Genomic DNA, 16,947 nt, shown 5'->3' on the forward strand with positions numbered 1-16,947 from the left:
GAGTTCTTATATCACAAATACATAACAATTACGGTCCTTCAGGTTGACAACATCCGTATAATCAAAAATAAATGTCTATACAACCTATGACAAGTGGTGAGTCGAATGCAGCAATTCTTCCCTGATGATGTTATCTGGCGCAATGTTCGCCTGGCGACCATGGATCCCGAACGTAACACCCCGTATGGGCTGGTAGAGGGTCATGCGCTGATCGTCCGCCAGGGGAAGATTCGCGATATCGTTCCGGAGTCATCGCTCTATCTCACACATGACAATACCTTTGATATGCAGGGCAGGCTAATTACACCTGGCCTGATTGACTGTCATACGCATCTGGTCTTTGGTGGAAACCGCGCAGGCGAATGGGAGCAGCGGCTAAACGGTGTCTCCTACCAGCAGATAAGCGCCCAGGGTGGGGGTATCAATGCCACCGTATCAGCGACCCGCAGCGCCAGTGATGAACAACTCTTACATCTAGCGCATCAGCGTATGGAACAGCTAATCAAAGAAGGCGTTACGTTGCTGGAAATAAAATCCGGTTACGGCCTGGATTTGCAGACAGAAGAGAAAATATTGCGCGTGGCAGCGGCGCTGGCGGCGGAGAATATCATTGAAATAAGCCCCACGCTGTTGGCTGCCCATGCGACTCCAGCAGAATACCGGGATGATCCTGACGGCTATATTACGCTGGTGTGCGAGACCATTTTGCCGCAGCTGTGGGAACAAGGGCTGTTCGAGACCGTCGATCTGTTTTGTGAAAGCGTGGGTTTTTCGTTGGCGCAGAGCGAGCGGGTGTTTCAGGCCGCGCAGGCGTTGGGCATCCCGATTAAAGGCCATGTTGAACAGCTGTCATTGCTGGGTGGCGCACAGCTGGTAAGCCGCTACCACGGGTTATCCGCCGATCATATTGAATATCTCGATGAAACGGGCGTGGCGGCGATGAGCCAAAGCGGTACGGTCGGCGTGCTGCTGCCCGGCGCATTCTATTTCCTTAAAGAGCAACAGCGTCCGCCGGTGGCGTTGCTGCGTCAATATCAGGTACCGATGGCGGTGGCGACAGATTTTAACCCAGGTACCAGCCCGTTTATCAGCCTGCACTGGGCGATGAATATGGCCTGCGTTCAGTTTGGCTTAACGCCGGAAGAAGCATGGGCGGGCGTCACCCGTCATGCGGCCCGGGCGCTGGGACGTCATGCCACTCATGGTCAATTGAAGGCCGGGTTTGTGGCCGATTTTGTGGTGTGGGATGCCACTCTCCCGGTCGAGATCCTGTATGAACCGGGGCGCAACCCGCTCTACCAACGCGTATTCAAAGGACAAATAGTATGACTCACTGGCAACCTGTTTCACCTGCGCTGTGGCAGGGACGTGATGATCGCGCCGAATCGCCGAATGCGCTGCGCCTGTTTCAGACGATCACGCTGAGCCCGACATTTAGCCCAGAAATGTATCGCGAGCAGATAGCGCTGCTTGGGTTTGCCTGCGACGAAGGCGTGAAACGTAATCAGGGCCGGACGGGAGCCGCCGGAGCGCCCGATGTGCTGCGCAAGGCGCTGGCGAATTTAGCCAGCCACGATGGGCATCATCGGCTGGTAGATCTGGGAAATATTGTGGCGCAGGCCCCCGATCTTGAGGGCGCGCAGCAGGCGCTACGCAATGCGGTGCAGCGCTGTCAGCAGGAGAATATACGTACCTTTGTTCTGGGAGGAGGACACGAAACCGCATTTGCGCACGGCGCAGGCGTGCTGGATGCGTTCCCGCAGGCGAAAGTGGGGATCGTTAACTTCGATGCGCACCTCGATTTGCGCCATGCCGATCAGGCTACTTCCGGTACACCGTTTCGCCAACTGGCGCAGCTTTGCGATGAACAGCAGCGTGAATTTCACTATGCCTGTATCGGTGTCAGTCGGGCGGCAAACACCCAGGCGCTATGGGATGAGGCGCAACGGCTCAGTGTGACCGTGGTGGAGGATCTGTACTGTGCAACGGCGCAGGCGCAGTTAGCGCAGTTTGTCGCCAACCTGGATGTTATCTATCTGACTATCGATCTCGACGTGCTGCCGGTGTGGGAAATGCCCGGCGTGTCGGCACCCGCTGCGCTGGGCGTACCGTTGGCGACGCTGCTGAATCTGATTGAACCCCTGTGTCGTAGCGGTAAACTGCAGGCGGTGGATATGGTTGAATTTAATCCACGCTTTGACGATGATGGCAGAGCGGCGCGCGTTGCGGCGCGATTAGGTTGGCAAATCGCGCACTGGTGGCACTGATATACCTGATGGCGTTACGCTTATCAGGTTCGGGTAATGCCTGTAAACTGTACCCACTCACATTCTCAGCTTAAGGAAGGCTTACGCATGCTCCCATCCCGTTCTGCTCCGGCACCTTTTTACGAAAAGGTCAAACAGGAGATCAGCGAAAAGATTGCCAGCGGTATCTGGCAACCTCACGATCGCATTCCCTCTGAGGCGGAGCTGGTGGCGCAGTATGGTTTCAGCCGCATGACCATCAACCGGGCGCTGCGTGAGTTAACGGATGAAGGGTTACTGGTTCGTTTGCAGGGCGTAGGGACGTTTGTCGCCGAGCCGAAGGGCCAGTCTGCGCTGTTTGAAATTCGCAGCATCGCGGATGAAATCAACGCCCGTCAGCATCAGCACCGCTGCGAGGTGATCACGCTGGAACGAACCCAGGCAAGCGCGCAGCAGGCTTTGGTGTTAAACGTCAAAGAAGGCACCTCCATTTTTCACTCTGTCATGGTGCACTACGAGAACGAACTGCCGGTGCAGATTGAAGATCGCTGCGTGAATGCCGAAATTGTGCCAGCGTATCTGGCGCAGGATTACAGCCAGACTACGCCGCACGCGTATCTGTCGCTGATAGCCCCTTTAACGGAAGGCGAGCATATTGTTGAAGCGGTACGCGCCAGTGCCGAAGAGTGCGCGCTGCTGAATATCAAAGAACACGATCCCTGCCTGCTGATCCGCCGTAAAACCTGGTCTGCGTCATCCATTGTCTCTCATGCCCGTTTGCTCTTCCCGGGTTCCCGCTATCGCCTGCAAGGGCGGTTTATGTCCTGAAAAGCGTGATTGCTGCCGCAGTATAATAAAATTGTATCTTTTTTGTTAAAAGCACGCTTGCGACAACTTGTATAGACAAGTATATGTTACTTATCTGTCCGATCGTTCGCGAGGAGTGCTCTACCATGTCTCATAGCAAGTACCGTCAGCAGGATATTCGTGCCCCACGCGGCACCACTTTAACGGCCAAAAGCTGGCTGACCGAAGCGCCGCTGCGCATGTTAATGAACAACCTGGATCCCGATGTGGCGGAAAATCCGCATGAGCTGGTGGTATACGGCGGGATTGGTCGCGCCGCGCGGGACTGGGAATGTTATGACGCCATCGTCAACGCGCTGACCAAACTGGAGACCGATGAGACCCTGCTGGTCCAGTCCGGTAAACCGGTTGGCGTTTTCAAAACCCATGACAATGCGCCGCGCGTACTGATTGCCAACTCCAACCTGGTGCCACATTGGGCTACCTGGGAACACTTCAACGAGCTGGACGCCAAAGGGCTGGCGATGTATGGCCAGATGACCGCCGGGAGCTGGATCTACATCGGTAGCCAGGGCATCGTGCAGGGGACTTATGAAACCTTCGTTGAGGCCGGGCGTCAGCATTATCAGGGTAACCTGAGCGGACGCTGGGTGCTGACCGCCGGGCTGGGCGGCATGGGTGGGGCGCAACCGTTAGCCGCAACGCTGGCAGGTGCTTGCTCGCTGAATATTGAGTGCCAGCAAAGCCGGATCGATTTCCGTCTGCGTACCCGCTACGTGGATGAGCAGGCGACATCGCTTGAAGACGCGCTGGCGCGTATCGAAAAGTACACACGTGAGGGGAAAGCGGTCTCCATTGCGCTATGCGCTAACGCCGCCGACGTTGTGCCGGAACTGGTGAAGCGCGGTGTGCGCCCGGATATGGTCACTGACCAGACCAGCGCCCACGATCCGCTGCATGGTTATCTGCCGTCCGGCTGGAGCTGGGAAGCGTATCAGGCGAAAGCGGTGTCCGATCCGCAGGGCACGGTACAGGCGGCGAAACGCTCAATGGCAACGCACGTCGAGGCAATGCTGGCGTTCAGCAAAATGGGCGTACCGACGTTTGATTACGGCAACAACATTCGCCAGATGGCCAAAGAGATGGGCGTGGAAAACGCCTTTGATTTCCCTGGTTTCGTCCCTGCTTATATTCGCCCTCTGTTCTGCCGCGGCATTGGCCCGTTCCGTTGGGTGGCGCTTTCCGGCGATCCGCAGGATATTTATAAAACGGATGCCAAAGTGAAAGAGATCGTGGCTGACGATAAACATCTGCACCACTGGCTGGATATGGCGCGTGAGCGGATTAACTTCCAGGGATTACCGGCGCGTATCTGCTGGGTCGGTCTGGAATGGCGTCAAAAACTGGGGCTGGCGTTTAATGAAATGGTGCGCAGCGGCGAAGTGTCTGCGCCGATTGTTATTGGCCGTGATCATCTGGATTCCGGCTCCGTCGCCAGCCCGAACCGCGAAACCGAAGCCATGCGCGACGGTTCTGATGCAGTATCCGACTGGCCGCTGCTGAACGCGCTGCTTAACACCGCCAGCGGTGCAACCTGGGTGTCACTGCATCACGGTGGCGGGGTAGGAATGGGCTTCTCCCAGCATGCCGGGATGGTGATTGTTTGCGATGGCACTGATGAAGCCGCAGCGCGTATCGCCCGGGTATTACATAACGATCCGGCTACCGGGGTGATGCGCCACGCCGACGCCGGGTATGACATTGCGGTGGATTGCGCCGTCGAAGAAGGGCTGAATTTGCCGATGGTCGCGGCGACGCAGGAGAAACGCTGATATGAACACCATGACATTAACGCCGGGTCACCTGAGCTTTGCGCAACTACGCGACATCTGGCAGCATCCGGTCAAACTGAGCCTGGATGCCGGGGCGATTGATGCGATCAACGCAAGCGTCGCCTGCGTCAATAATATTGTCGCTGAAGGCCGTACGGCGTATGGCATTAATACCGGCTTTGGCCTGCTGGCTCAGACCCGTATCGCCACGGAAGATTTGCAGAATTTACAGCGTTCGCTGGTGCTTTCCCATGCGGCAGGCGTTGGTGAGGCGCTCGATGACGCGATGGTACGCCTGATTATGGTGCTGAAAATCAATAGCCTGGCGCGGGGTTTTTCGGGTATTCGTCTCAGCGTGATTGAAGCGCTGATTGCGCTGGTGAATGCCGGGGTGTATCCGCTGATCCCGGCGAAAGGGTCAGTGGGCGCATCGGGTGACCTGGCACCGCTGGCGCATATGTCTCTGACGCTGCTGGGCGAAGGTAAAGCGCGCTGGCAGGGGGAATGGCTTCCGGCGACCGAAGCGCTGAAAAAGGCCGGGCTGGAGCCGATTACGCTGGAGGCGAAAGAAGGGCTGGCGCTGCTCAACGGTACTCAGGCTTCCACAGCCTTTGCGCTGCGCGGGTTAATTGAAGCCCAGGAGCTGTTCGCGTCTGCGACGGTGTGTGGGGCGCTGACCACCGAAGCCGTTTTGGGCTCTCGTCGTCCGTTTGATGCCCGTATTCATGCCGCACGAGGACAGCGTGGGCAGATTGATGCCGCAACGTTGTACCGCCACGTGTTGACCGACACCAGCGCGCTTTCTCAGTCGCATCATAACTGTGAAAAAGTGCAGGATCCGTATTCTTTGCGCTGTCAGCCGCAGGTGATGGGGGCGTGCCTGACGCAAATGCGTCAGGTAATGGAGGTCTTGCTGGTAGAAGCCAACGCGGTTTCCGACAACCCGCTGGTGTTTGCCGAAGAGGGCGATGTCATTTCCGGCGGCAACTTCCATGCTGAACCGGTGGCGATGGCGGCAGATAATCTGGCGCTGGCGATTGCGGAAATCGGGGCGTTATCAGAGCGACGCATTGCGCTGATGATGGACAAACATATGTCGCAGTTGCCGCCGTTCCTGGTGAAAAACGGCGGGGTGAACTCCGGCTTTATGATTGCTCAGGTAACCGCGGCCGCGCTGGCGAGCGAGAACAAAGCGCTGGCGCATCCGCACAGCGTGGACAGCTTGCCGACCTCCGCCAACCAGGAAGATCATGTGTCTATGGCGCCGGCAGCGGGGCGCAGGTTGTGGGAGATGGCGGCGAATACGCGCGGCGTGATTGCCGTGGAGTGGCTGGCGGCGTGTCAGGGGATTGACCTGCGTGAAGGGTTAACCTCAAGCCCGCTGCTGGAGCAGGCGCGCCAGGCTCTGCGCGAGCAGGTTGCCCACTATACGCAGGATCGCTTTTTTGCTCCGGATATTGAGTGCACAACCGAACTGTTAGCCCAGGGGACGTTGTTGAAATTGATGCCTGAATTTCTGTAGATAAGCCTTGTTTAGTAGGCCGGATGCGGCGAAGCCGACATCCGGCACAACACAGCTTAACTGAACATCGCCGTAATCGAGGCGCTGGCGAGCGAGTGGAAGTGAACGTTAAAGCCAACCATCGCGCCGCTGGCGTCCTCATCGACATCAATACGCTCCACATCCAACGCGTGAACCGTAAAGATATAGCGATGGGTTTCCCCCTTCGGCGGCGCAGCACCGCCATAACCTGCTTTACCAAAATCCGTACGGGTCTGAATCACTCCATCCGGCAGAGCAACCAGCCCGGAGCCGAAGCCTTGCGTGAGTACGCGGGTATCTGCTGGCAGATTTACCACCACCCAGTGCCACCAGCCGGAGCCGGTTGGCGCATCAGGATCGTAGCAGGTCACGACAAAGCTTTTGGTCCCTGCTGGCACGTCATCCCACGCCAGATGCGGGGAAATATTATCCCCGTCATACCCCATGCCGTTAAAGACGTGGCGATGCGCAAGCTTTTCGCCATCGCGCAGATCGTTACTGATTAGTTTCATGCTGACTCCTCTCGTTAGCCAAAAAGTGTAGCCAGGAACCGTATGTAGCGTGGCGAAATATTCCGGACTGTTTTGCGTTCAATCAAGGGTGGCAAATCCGGTTTCGTGCAAACCAAGGTATGTGAGAATGTCGGCAATAGCGTTCTTGCTGATAATGTCACGACCAACAGAAGTTAAATCAGCCAGCGCTGCCTTATCCTCTCCGGTGAAGTAGGGTACTTTATTCGCACTGGTGACCAGTCCAGCCAGTGCGGCATCGAGTAAACTCCAGATACTCCTTCTCGGCGGTGTCAGGGAAAATCTGGCGAATAATCCAGCCCTGATAGGCGTAGAGATCGTCCGCCACGCCTGATACAGCATTAGCCCGGACGGCGTAGTCGCTGTCGCTGCTGGTGTCGGCGTTCTCATCGGGTAGCGCGTTCTGAATATCGCGTAACTGGCGGTCGGTACTTTTCGCAACGGTTGGGACGTGAAATGTCATTTAATAATCCTTACTGGGTGCCGGAACGTGTGCGGCGTGCCGGTGCTGTCGGTTAAACCCACTGCATGAGCGGTTATTGTGTGGTGTTGAGTATTCAGGGAGCGGCTGCGGCACGAAAAATCAAAGGGAAGCGGAGGAAAGGACCCGGCCATATTGACCGGGTTAATTATCTTACTTAACCTGACGGGCGTTGTCTGCTTTCCATTCCTCATATGTTGCTTCGAGGAACCACAAGCAGCGAGCGCCCTTATCAGTGCTTAACAACGCAGGACGTGTCCGCTGATAAAAATCCTCAACGGTTGCTGGAGCTTCAACAGGCACTCCGCAGACAATATCAGTCCCGATCATGTGCGGCCATTTTCCCGCGTCAATGACGCTGAGCGCATCAAGAGCGCCGGTTGTATTTGCTGTTAGGGCAGCAGATAAAGCATCTTCCAGTTTAATGGCCTGCTTAACATCTGCCGCAGCCGCGAGTTCTGGCGTTTTATTCAGCCACGCTTGATCGCCCGTAGCCACGCCTTTCAGCGCATCGGGCCAGTTCACTTCGCCAGCTGCTGAAGTGGCCACAATAAACGGAAGTAGTAGCAACAATGCGAGCCGTTTCATCGTACAACCTCAAGCGGGCCGCCTTCACGTCTATGAACATCGACGGAACCTTTGATATCAGCGCCGCCGTCATCTTTGAGCCATAAATAAGCTGGAATAGCCATTTTCTTAAAACTCCATTTAAGGAAAATCTCATAAAATCCTTTCACTTTAATCACTTACGTGACAAATTCACGCTATCGCTTACTAAATCACCCGTCAATTTTTGCTCAGCATTGATATAAAACGATTTGCAATTTCTTTGATGCAAATAAAAAAAGGCCGGAATAATCCGGCCTTCATGTCTAAATATTGTTACTTAATCAGTCATCGAATAATCCGGGCTGTTCCACTTTTCCACGTCCGGACCGGGCGCTGATTAATCGCTAAAAAATGTTGCACTGCGCACAGCCTCGTTTACGGCCTGGGTCAGACGACGCAACTGATCGGGCTGAATAATGTACGGCGGCATCAGATAGATCAGTTTGCCAAACGGTCGTACCCACACGCCCTGTTCAACAAAGAACTTCTGTAACGCCGCCATATTCACCGGATGCGTGGTTTCGATCACACCGATGGCGCCGAGTACGCGCACGTCGGCTACCCAACTGGAGTCTGCCGCCGGGGCGAGTTCTGTCCGCAGTTGGGCTTCAATAGCCGCCACCTGTGAGCGCCACTCGCCGGTTTCGAGTAACGACAGGCTGGCGGAGGCGACGGCGCAGGCCAGCGGATTACCCATAAAGGTTGGACCGTGCATGAAGCATCCAGCTTCACCGTTGCTGATGGTTTCCGCGACCTGACGCGTGGTCAGGGTGGCGGAAAGGGTCATCGTTCCGCCGGTTAACGCTTTGCCGAGGCACAAAATGTCCGGAGTTATATTGGCGTGTTCACAGGCAAAAAGCTTGCCTGTACGACCAAATCCGGTGGCGATTTCATCGGCAATCAGCAGGATACCTTCACGGTCGCACATCTTACGGATGCGCTTTAACCATTCGGGATGATACATGCGCATGCCGCCAGCGCCCTGCACAATCGGCTCAAGGATCACCGCCGCAATCTCGTGGCGATGCGCGGCCATCAGGCGGGCAAAAGGCACCATATCCAGTTCGTCCCACTCGCCGTCCATGCGGCTTTGCGGGGCGGGCGCAAACAGGTTCTCCGGCAGATAACCCTTCCACAGACTGTGCATCGAGTTGTCGGGATCGCAGACCGACATCGCGCCGAAGGTATCGCCGTGATAACCGTTTCGAAATGTCAGGAAACGCTGACGGGATTCGCCTTTGGCCTGCCAGTATTGCAGCGCCATTTTCATTGCTACTTCTACGGCGACCGAACCTGAATCCGCGAGAAAAACGCACTCCAGCGCCTCTGGCGTCATCGCCACCAACTGGCGGCACAGCGCAATGGCCGGGGCATGGGTAATGCCGCCAAACATCACATGTGACATGGCATCAATCTGCGTTTTCATCGCGGCGTTCAGCTGTGGGTGATTGTAACCGTGGATCGCCGCCCACCAGGATGACATGCCGTCTATCAGCCTCTCACCGCTGGCTAAAATCAGTTCGCAACCTTCGGCACGCGCCACCGGATAAACCGGTAACGGGGAGGTCATGGAGGTGTAAGGGTGCCAGATATGGCGTTGGTCAAACGCAAGATCGTCCGTTGTCATAATCGACTTGTAAACCAAATTAAAAAGATTTAGGTTTACGAGTCTACACCAAACTCATAACGAAACGTATACCAATATGGCTCATTCTTCTCGCTGGACAATGTCGCAAGTCACCGAATTATTTGAAAAACCGCTGTTGGATCTGCTGTTTGAAGCGCAGCAGGTTCACCGTCAGCACTTTGATCCGCGGCAGGTTCAGGTCAGTACGCTGCTGTCGATTAAGACCGGTGCCTGCCCGGAAGACTGCAAATACTGCCCGCAAAGCTCCCGCTATAAAACCGGTCTGGAAACGGAACGTTTGATGGAGGTTGAACAGGTACTGGACTCTGCGCGTAAAGCGAAACAGGCCGGTTCAACGCGGTTTTGCATGGGCGCGGCGTGGAAGAATCCACACGAACGCGACATGCCTTACCTGGAACAGATGGTTCAGGGCGTAAAAGAACTGGGGCTGGAAGCGTGTATGACGCTGGGTACGCTGAACGAAAATCAGGCCCAGCGGCTGGCTAATGCGGGTCTGGACTACTACAACCATAACCTCGACACCTCGCCGGAATTCTACGGCAATATCATCACAACCCGTTCGTACCAGGAGCGCCTGGATACGCTGGATAAAGTGCGTGAGGCGGGCATTAAAGTTTGCTCCGGCGGGATTGTGGGACTGGGGGAAACGGTGACCGACCGCGCGGGTCTGTTGCTGCAATTAGCGAATCTGCCAACGCCGCCAGAAAGCGTGCCGATCAACATGCTGGTGAAAGTGAAAGGCACGCCGCTTGCCGATAATGACGATGTGGATGCCTTTGATTTTATTCGTACTATCGCCGTGGCGCGGATCATGATGCCGACTTCATATGTCCGTCTTTCAGCCGGACGCGAGCAGATGAACGAACAAACCCAGGCGATGTGCTTTATGGCCGGGGCTAACTCGATTTTCTACGGCTGCAAACTGCTGACCACGCCGAACCCGAACGAAGATAAGGATTTGCTGTTGTTTCGCAAACTGGGCCTCAATCCGCAGCAAACGGCGGTGCTGGCGGGCGATAACGAACAGCAGCAACGCCTGGAGCAGGCGCTGCGTACCCCAGATACCGACGAATACTACAACGCGGCAACCGTATGACCTGGCAGCAAAAAATAGACGATGCGTTAACGGCGCGTCGTCGTGCTGATGCGTTGCGTCGGCGCTATGCGGTGACGCAGGGTGCCGGTCGCTGGCTGCAGGCCGACGGTCGCCAATACCTGAATTTTTCCAGCAACGACTACCTTGGCTTAAGCCACCATCCGCATATTATCTGCGCGTGGCAGCAAGGCGCTGAGCGTTTTGGCGTCGGCAGCGGCGGCTCGGGTCATGTCAGCGGTTATTCCGTTGCTCATCAGGCGTTGGAGGATGAGCTGGCGCAATGGCTCGGCTATTCACGGGCGCTACTGTTTATCTCCGGTTTTGCCGCTAATCAGGCGGTTATTGCCGCGCTGATGGGCAAAGAGGACCGGATTGTTGCTGACCGGCTCAGCCATGCCTCACTGCTGGAAGCTGCCAGCCTTAGCCCTGCCGTGCTACGTCGCTTTACCCATAACGATCCCCAACATCTGGAACGTCTGCTGACCACCCCCTGTCCGGGGCAACAACTCGTGGTCACTGAAGGGGTGTTCAGCATGGATGGCGATAGCGCACCGCTGGCGGAAATTCACGCGGTAGCTGAGCGGCATGGCGCGTGGTTGCTGGTGGATGATGCGCACGGGATTGGCGTGAGCGGTGAGGAAGGGCGCGGCTCGTGCTCCCGACAGCAGGTGAAACCCGAGCTGTTAGTGGTGACGTTTGGCAAAGGGTTTGGCGTCAGCGGTGCGGCAATCTTGTGCTCAGACAGCGTGGCCGATTATCTGCTGCAGTTTGCCCGTCATCTGATCTACAGCACCAGTATGCCTCCGGCGCAGGCCCAGGCCTTGCGCGCCGCGCTGGAGGTGATCCGCAGCCGCGAAGGCGATGAGCGCAGAGAAAAATTGGCGATGCTGATCCAGCGTTTTCGCGCTGGGGTGAATACGCCGGACTTAACGCTGGCGCAGTCAGACAGCGCCATTCAGCCACTGATCGTGGGCGACAATCATAAAGCCTTGCAGCTGGCGGCGGCATTACGTCAACAGGGATGCTGGGTGACGGCTATTCGCCCACCGACGGTGCCGGTTGGTACGGCCAGGCTGCGGCTTACGCTGACCCAGGCGCATGAAGTCCAGGATATCGATCGCTTACTGGAGGTGCTGCATGGCGCAGGTCAATAAGCAGGCGATTGCTGCCGCGTTTGGCCGCGCGGCTACTCACTATGAGCAACACGCGGAACTCCAGCGTCAGAGCGCCGATGCGTTACTGGCGCGACTCGATGGTCGGGCATTCTCTCAGGTTTTAGATGCGGGCTGCGGACCCGGGCGTATGAGCCGTTACTGGCGGGAGCAGGGGAGCGAGGTCTGCGCGCTGGATCTGTCGGCGCAAATGCTGACTGAAGCACAGCGTCACGATGTCGCCCACCGCTATTTGCTGGCAGATATTGAAGCCATTCCGCAGGCTGCTGCTACTTTCGACCTCGCCTGGAGCAATCTGGCCGTACAGTGGTGCAGCGATCTGCGCGGCGCGTTACGTGAGCTTTACCGGGTGGTGCGTCCTGGCGGGACGGTGGCGTTTAGTACCCTGGCGCAGGGGTCAATGCCGGAACTTCGTCAGGCGTGGCGAGCGGTTGATGAGCGGGAGCACGCCAATCGTTTTTTGCCCGTGGAGCAACTGGAAAACGCCCTGCATGGGTGGGACGTTGAATACCAGTCTCATGCCGTCACGCTGTGGTTTGACGATGCGCTGAGCGCCATGCGCTCGCTGAAGGGCATTGGCGCGACGCATTTGCATGATGGCCGCGAGCCGCGCGTCCTCACCCGCTCACAGTTGCGCCAGCTACAGCTAGCCTGGCCCTGCCAGCAGGGAAAATATCCGCTGACCTATCATCTATTTTTGGGAGTGATTCAACGTGACTAACACTTTTTTTGTCACCGGGACGGATACCGAAGTAGGGAAAACTATCGCCAGCTGCGCGTTGCTGCAGGCGGCGGGGCAGAGGGGATTGCGAACCGTCGGCTATAAGCCAGTGGCGTCGGGTAGTGAAATGACGGTTGAAGGTCTGCGCAATAGCGATGCCCTGGCATTACAGCGCAACAGCGTTGTGACGGTGGACTACGCGGCTATCAACCCCTATACCTTCGCGGAACCTACCTCACCGCATATCATCAGCGCGGACGAAGGTCGCCCCATTCAGGCCTCTGTAATGTCTGCGGGTTTACGCGCGCTGGAACAACAGGCTGACTGGGTGCTGGTGGAAGGTGCCGGCGGGTGGTTTACGCCGCTTTCGCCAACGCTGAGTTTTGCTGATTGGGTAAAAACAGAGCAGCTGCCGGTTATTCTGGTGGTTGGCGTTAAGCTCGGCTGCATCAACCACGCTATGCTGACCGCCCAGGCGGTGCAGCAGGCCGGACTGACGCTTGCCGGATGGGTCGCCAATGATGTGACGCCACCTGGCAAGCGTCATGCTGAATATATGGCAACGCTCAGGCGTATGCTTGCGGCTCCGCTGCTGGGGGAGATTCCCTGGCTGGCAGAAGAGCCGGAGCGGGCATCAACAGGACGTTATATCGATCTTAGCGTTTTGTCTGTGGCGTCACCCAGTCGTTGATTAGCGGGTTGCTGAGTTGTGTGATTTGCCCCTGAGCCACGTTGCGCCCACGGTGTAACAGGCAGTAGCAGTCAGCGACCCGACGAATAAACGGCAGGCTCTGCTCCGCGAGCATTATGGCGATGCCGAGCTCCTGGCTTAACCTTACCACCAGGTTCCCCAGCTTGTGGATATATGCCTGGCCACTTCCCCGCGTGGGCTCATCGAGGATCAGCAGGCGCGGGCGTGTGACCAGCGCGCTGGCGAGCGCAAGCTGGTGCTGATCATCTTCCGATAATGCCGCCCCTTTGGCCTGACGCAGTACGAACAACTGTGGAAACAGGCGGTAAATATCACTGCTGTTCATCGTTTCGCTTTCCTCAACCGCCTGGCGCGCAATATGCAGATTTTCCTCTACCGTCAATTGCGAAAAAATCCGTCTCTCTTGTGAAACGTAGTTAATGCCCAGCGCGATGCGATTTGCCGCCGGAATGGGACTCAGGTCGCGCGGCGGCGCGCCAGCCTGATGCCAGAACATGGTGCCGCTTTCGATCGGTAAATTGCCGATAATGCAATTGGTCAGCGTAGTCTTTCCCATTCCTGGAAGCCCCAGCACACCGGTACATTTACCGGGCAGCAGGTCGAGATCCACATCCCATAGGGAGTGTTGATTACCGTAATAATGATTCACTGCGCGAAGACTCAACATAGATTCCTCCAGCATGATGCTATCCGCCCCACGTACAGGTCGTCGGAAGAAAATTGCAATTCTCTTGCCAGAAGAGGGATTGGGGTCAAAAAACAGCAGGAGAGTGTGCCGCGCAGGCGGTAACGTCTGGCTGGCCGGAGGGCTGGCGTTGTTTTGTGCACATTGCCAGTGCCTGGCGGTGTCGTAATGGTGCAGGCAAGAAAATGATGAAAATGCGAGCAAGATCCCGGCCATTCCTGGCCGCTTCGTTAGCTGATAAATATCAAAAAATAGCGATAAATTTTTTTTATCCCTTCGGAAAAGGGAGTGAGGGCGTTTTTGCCAGGCTACAGTCCATACGGGCTGGAGGCAGTTATCCACTATTCCTGTGGATAACCTTGTGTATTAGAGTTAGAAAACACAATGTAAGCGAGAGAAGACGCGGCCTGCGACTAAATTGATGCGAAAGACGGCTCGGGATAATAGTCATTAAATTACAGAATGTTAGATAAAATCAATGGCTGTCGCAGAAGTGTCATGCGTTGCCACAAAACTTTCATCGGGCGGCTTGACAAATGTTAAAAAAGTCATTGCTTTGGGGATAACACGTTTTTGCTGGTGTTTTATCTTGTCTGAGGCCAAATTTTAGCCTGCGGTCACGGTCATTCTGATGGCGTATCAGAAATATTCTGGTGCGTTACTGTTTTTTCATCCAGTATATTTTACTGGCAAAATATACGACTGCGAGTAAAATTACACACCTGCCCGCCCATTGCTTCAGGTAGCTGCTCATGAGTAAACCGTTCAAACTAAATTCCGCTTTTAAACCCTCTGGCGATCAGCCTGAGGCTATTCGCCGTCTGGAAGAAGGGCTGGAGGATGGTCTGGCGCATCAGACGCTGCTGGGGGTGACGGGCTCGGGGAAGACATTCACCATCGCTAACGTAATTGCGGACTTGCAGCGGCCTACCATGGTGCTGGCTCCCAATAAGACGCTGGCCGCGCAGTTGTACGGTGAGATGAAAGAGTTCTTCCCGGATAACGCGGTGGAGTATTTCGTCTCCTACTACGACTATTATCAACCGGAAGCCTACGTACCAAGTTCTGACACCTTCATCGAGAAGGATGCCTCGGTTAACGAACATATTGAGCAGATGCGTCTGTCGGCGACCAAAGCGCTGCTGGAACGTCGGGATGTCGTCGTCGTCGCGTCAGTTTCCGCTATCTATGGTTTGGGCGATCCGGATCTGTATCTGAAAATGATGCTGCATCTGACGGTGGGGATGATTATCGACCAGCGTGCGATCCTGCGCCGCCTGGCGGAACTGCAATATACCCGCAACGATCAGGCATTTCAGCGCGGAACCTTTCGCGTGCGTGGTGAAGTGATCGACATTTTCCCGGCTGAATCCGACGATATCGCGCTGCGCGTGGAACTGTTTGATGAAGAGGTCGAACGTTTATCGCTGTTTGACCCGCTTACCGGGCAGGTTGAATCCACGATTTCGCGCTACACCATCTATCCTAAAACGCACTACGTGACGCCGCGCGAACGTATCGTGCAGGCGATGGAAGAAATCAAAGTTGAGCTGGCAGAGCGGCGCAAGGTCCTGCTGGCAAATAACAAACTGCTGGAAGAACAGCGGCTAAGTCAGCGTACGCAGTTCGATCTGGAAATGATGAATGAGCTGGGTTACTGCTCGGGGATTGAAAACTACTCCCGCTATCTGTCCGGGCGTGGCCCCGGCGAGCCGCCGCCGACGTTGTTTGATTACCTGCCTGCCGACGGCCTGCTGGTGGTGGATGAATCCCACGTCACTATCCCGCAAATTGGCGGTATGTATCGTGGTGACCGGGCGCGTAAAGAGACTCTGGTCGAATACGGATTCCGTCTGCCGTCGGCGCTGGATAACCGTCCGCTTAAATTTGAAGAGTTTGAAGCGCTGGCCCCGCAGACCATCTACGTCTCAGCGACGCCGGGCAACTATGAGCTGGAGAAATCCGGTGATGACGTCGTCGATCAGGTAGTACGACCGACCGGCCTGCTGGATCCGATCATTGAGGTACGCCCGGTGGCGACGCAGGTTGACGATCTGCTGTCTGAGATCCGCATCCGTGCGGCGATTAACGAACGTGTGCTGGTCACTACGCTCACGAAACGGATGGCAGAGGATCTCACCGAATACCTTGAAGAGCACGGTGAGCGGGTGCGCTATCTGCACTCAGACATCGATACCGTGGAACGTATGGAAATCATTCGTGACCTGCGTCTGGGCGAGTTTGACGTGTTGGTGGGTATCAACCTGTTACGTGAGGGTCTGGACATGCCTGAGGTCTCACTGGTGGCGATTCTGGACGCAGACAAAGAAGGGTTCCTGCGTTCTGAACGTTCGCTTATTCAGACCATCGGCCGTGCGGCGCGTAATATCAACGGGAAGGCTATTCTCTACAGCGACAAAATTACCGCCTCAATGGCTAAGGCGATAGGTGAAACTGAACGCCGTCGTGAGAAACAGCAGCTCTACAATGAAGAACACGGTATTACGCCGCAGGGGCTGAACAAGAAAGTGGTCGATATTCTGGCGCTGGGTCAGAATATTGCGAAGACTAAGGCGAAAGGCAAAGGGAAGTCACGCGCAGGCGCGAAGTCTGAAATTGTCGAACTGGATATGACGCCAAAAGCGCTGCAGCAGAAGATTCATGAGCTGGAAGGGCAGATGATGCAGCATGCGCAGAATCTTGAATTTGAAGAGGCTGCGACAATCCGCGACCAGTTGCATCAGCTGCGCGAGTTGTTTATCGCGGCATCGTAAGATTGTGCCGGAGGCGGGGGAACCCCCTCATCCGGCCTGTGGGAGTAGATCGCGTTTGTAGGCCTGATAAGCGCAGCCCATCAGGTAATTC

Annotated in this window: 15 protein-coding genes and 1 pseudogene; 10 read left to right on the forward strand and 6 right to left on the reverse strand. The window is 56.0% G+C overall.

All coding sequences use genetic code 11. The features are described 5' to 3' along the window. Nucleotides 1-105 precede the first annotated feature (105 nt). The 5 genes from hutI to hutH all read left to right on the forward strand — a co-directional run bounded on the left by hutI (nt 106) and on the right by hutH (nt 6,407). Nucleotides 106-1,329, forward strand: coding sequence for an imidazolonepropionase (hutI, locus tag OGV52_RS05365; protein ID WP_279263451.1), 1,224 nt, complete (start codon nt 106-108; stop codon nt 1,327-1,329). Continuing rightward, complete coding sequence (hutG, locus tag OGV52_RS05370) at nt 1,326-2,267, forward strand: formimidoylglutamase (protein WP_287108179.1); 942 nt, start codon at nt 1,326-1,328, stop codon at nt 2,265-2,267. The genes hutI and hutG overlap by 4 nt, the downstream gene beginning before the upstream one ends. An 87-nt stretch (nt 2,268-2,354) precedes the next feature. Then, a complete protein-coding gene (locus OGV52_RS05375) occupies nt 2,355-3,074 on the forward strand; it encodes a histidine utilization repressor (RefSeq protein ID WP_016152334.1) in 720 nt (239 codons plus the stop codon). 125 nt (nt 3,075-3,199) lie between these two features. Continuing rightward, complete coding sequence (hutU, locus tag OGV52_RS05380) at nt 3,200-4,885, forward strand: urocanate hydratase (RefSeq protein WP_181220641.1); 1,686 nt, start codon at nt 3,200-3,202, stop codon at nt 4,883-4,885. Nucleotide 4,886: 1 nt separating this feature from the next. Further along, nucleotides 4,887-6,407: a histidine ammonia-lyase gene (gene hutH / locus OGV52_RS05385; protein WP_287108180.1), complete on the forward strand. Its 1,521-nt coding sequence runs from the start codon at nt 4,887-4,889 to the stop codon at nt 6,405-6,407. A gap of 56 nt (nt 6,408-6,463) precedes the next feature. Here hutH and OGV52_RS05390 read toward each other — a convergent pair whose 3' ends face one another. The 5 genes and pseudogenes from OGV52_RS05390 to bioA form a co-directional block, all read right to left on the reverse strand. Next, on the reverse strand, nt 6,464-6,940 hold the full coding sequence (locus OGV52_RS05390) for a kinase inhibitor (protein WP_016156043.1): 477 nt from the start codon (nt 6,938-6,940) through the stop codon (nt 6,464-6,466). 99 nt (nt 6,941-7,039) lie between these two features. Continuing rightward, a pseudogene (locus OGV52_RS23510) lies at nt 7,040-7,192 on the reverse strand (gp53-like domain-containing protein); the annotation flags it as partial. Beyond that, nucleotides 7,161-7,421: a hypothetical protein gene (locus OGV52_RS05400; RefSeq protein ID WP_049282679.1), complete on the reverse strand. Its 261-nt coding sequence runs from the start codon at nt 7,419-7,421 to the stop codon at nt 7,161-7,163. The gene OGV52_RS05400 and the pseudogene OGV52_RS23510, both read right to left, overlap by 32 nt. Nucleotides 7,422-7,592: 171 nt before the next feature. After that, complete coding sequence (locus OGV52_RS05405; protein WP_049282680.1) at nt 7,593-8,027, reverse strand: hypothetical protein; 435 nt, start codon at nt 8,025-8,027, stop codon at nt 7,593-7,595. A gap of 358 nt (nt 8,028-8,385) precedes the next feature. Beyond that, on the reverse strand, nt 8,386-9,675 hold the full coding sequence (bioA, locus tag OGV52_RS05410; RefSeq protein WP_046274629.1) for an adenosylmethionine--8-amino-7-oxononanoate transaminase: 1,290 nt from the start codon (nt 9,673-9,675) through the stop codon (nt 8,386-8,388). Between the two features lie 76 nt (nt 9,676-9,751). Here bioA and bioB point away from each other — a divergent pair, with 76 nt between their 5' ends. Genes bioB through bioD form a run of 4 tightly spaced genes read left to right on the forward strand, consistent with a single transcriptional unit; the run spans nt 9,752 to nt 13,376 of the window. Next, nucleotides 9,752-10,792 (forward strand): biotin synthase BioB, encoded by a 1,041-nt coding sequence (bioB, locus tag OGV52_RS05415; protein ID WP_029139462.1) that lies wholly within the window; start codon nt 9,752-9,754, stop codon nt 10,790-10,792. Further along, entirely contained in the window at nt 10,789-11,946 is a 1,158-nt protein-coding gene (gene bioF, locus OGV52_RS05420) for an 8-amino-7-oxononanoate synthase (RefSeq protein WP_200079514.1), read from the forward strand. Before bioB ends, bioF begins: the two co-directional genes overlap by 4 nt. Beyond that, nucleotides 11,930-12,685 carry a malonyl-ACP O-methyltransferase BioC gene (gene bioC, locus OGV52_RS05425; RefSeq protein ID WP_016156049.1) on the forward strand — a complete coding sequence of 252 codons (756 nt, stop codon included), beginning with the start codon at nt 11,930-11,932 and terminating at the stop codon, nt 12,683-12,685. The genes bioF and bioC overlap by 17 nt, the downstream gene beginning before the upstream one ends. Further along, nucleotides 12,678-13,376 (forward strand): dethiobiotin synthase, encoded by a 699-nt coding sequence (gene bioD / locus OGV52_RS05430; protein ID WP_049282682.1) that lies wholly within the window; start codon nt 12,678-12,680, stop codon nt 13,374-13,376. The genes bioC and bioD overlap by 8 nt, the downstream gene beginning before the upstream one ends. Here the strand turns inward: bioD and OGV52_RS05435 are convergent. Continuing rightward, entirely contained in the window at nt 13,342-14,064 is a 723-nt protein-coding gene (locus OGV52_RS05435; protein ID WP_049282683.1) for an ATP-binding cassette domain-containing protein, read from the reverse strand. The genes bioD and OGV52_RS05435 overlap by 35 nt on opposite strands. Before the next feature lie 770 nt (nt 14,065-14,834). On the opposite strand from OGV52_RS05435, the gene uvrB reads away from it, so the two are divergent. Further along, nucleotides 14,835-16,856: an excinuclease ABC subunit UvrB gene (gene uvrB, locus OGV52_RS05440; RefSeq protein ID WP_287108183.1), complete on the forward strand. Its 2,022-nt coding sequence runs from the start codon at nt 14,835-14,837 to the stop codon at nt 16,854-16,856. The last annotated feature ends 91 nt before the right edge of the window (nt 16,857-16,947 follow it).

It is taken from the genome of Citrobacter sp. Cb041 (assembly GCF_030336655.1).
Lineage (GTDB): Bacteria > Pseudomonadota > Gammaproteobacteria > Enterobacterales > Enterobacteriaceae > Citrobacter > Citrobacter braakii.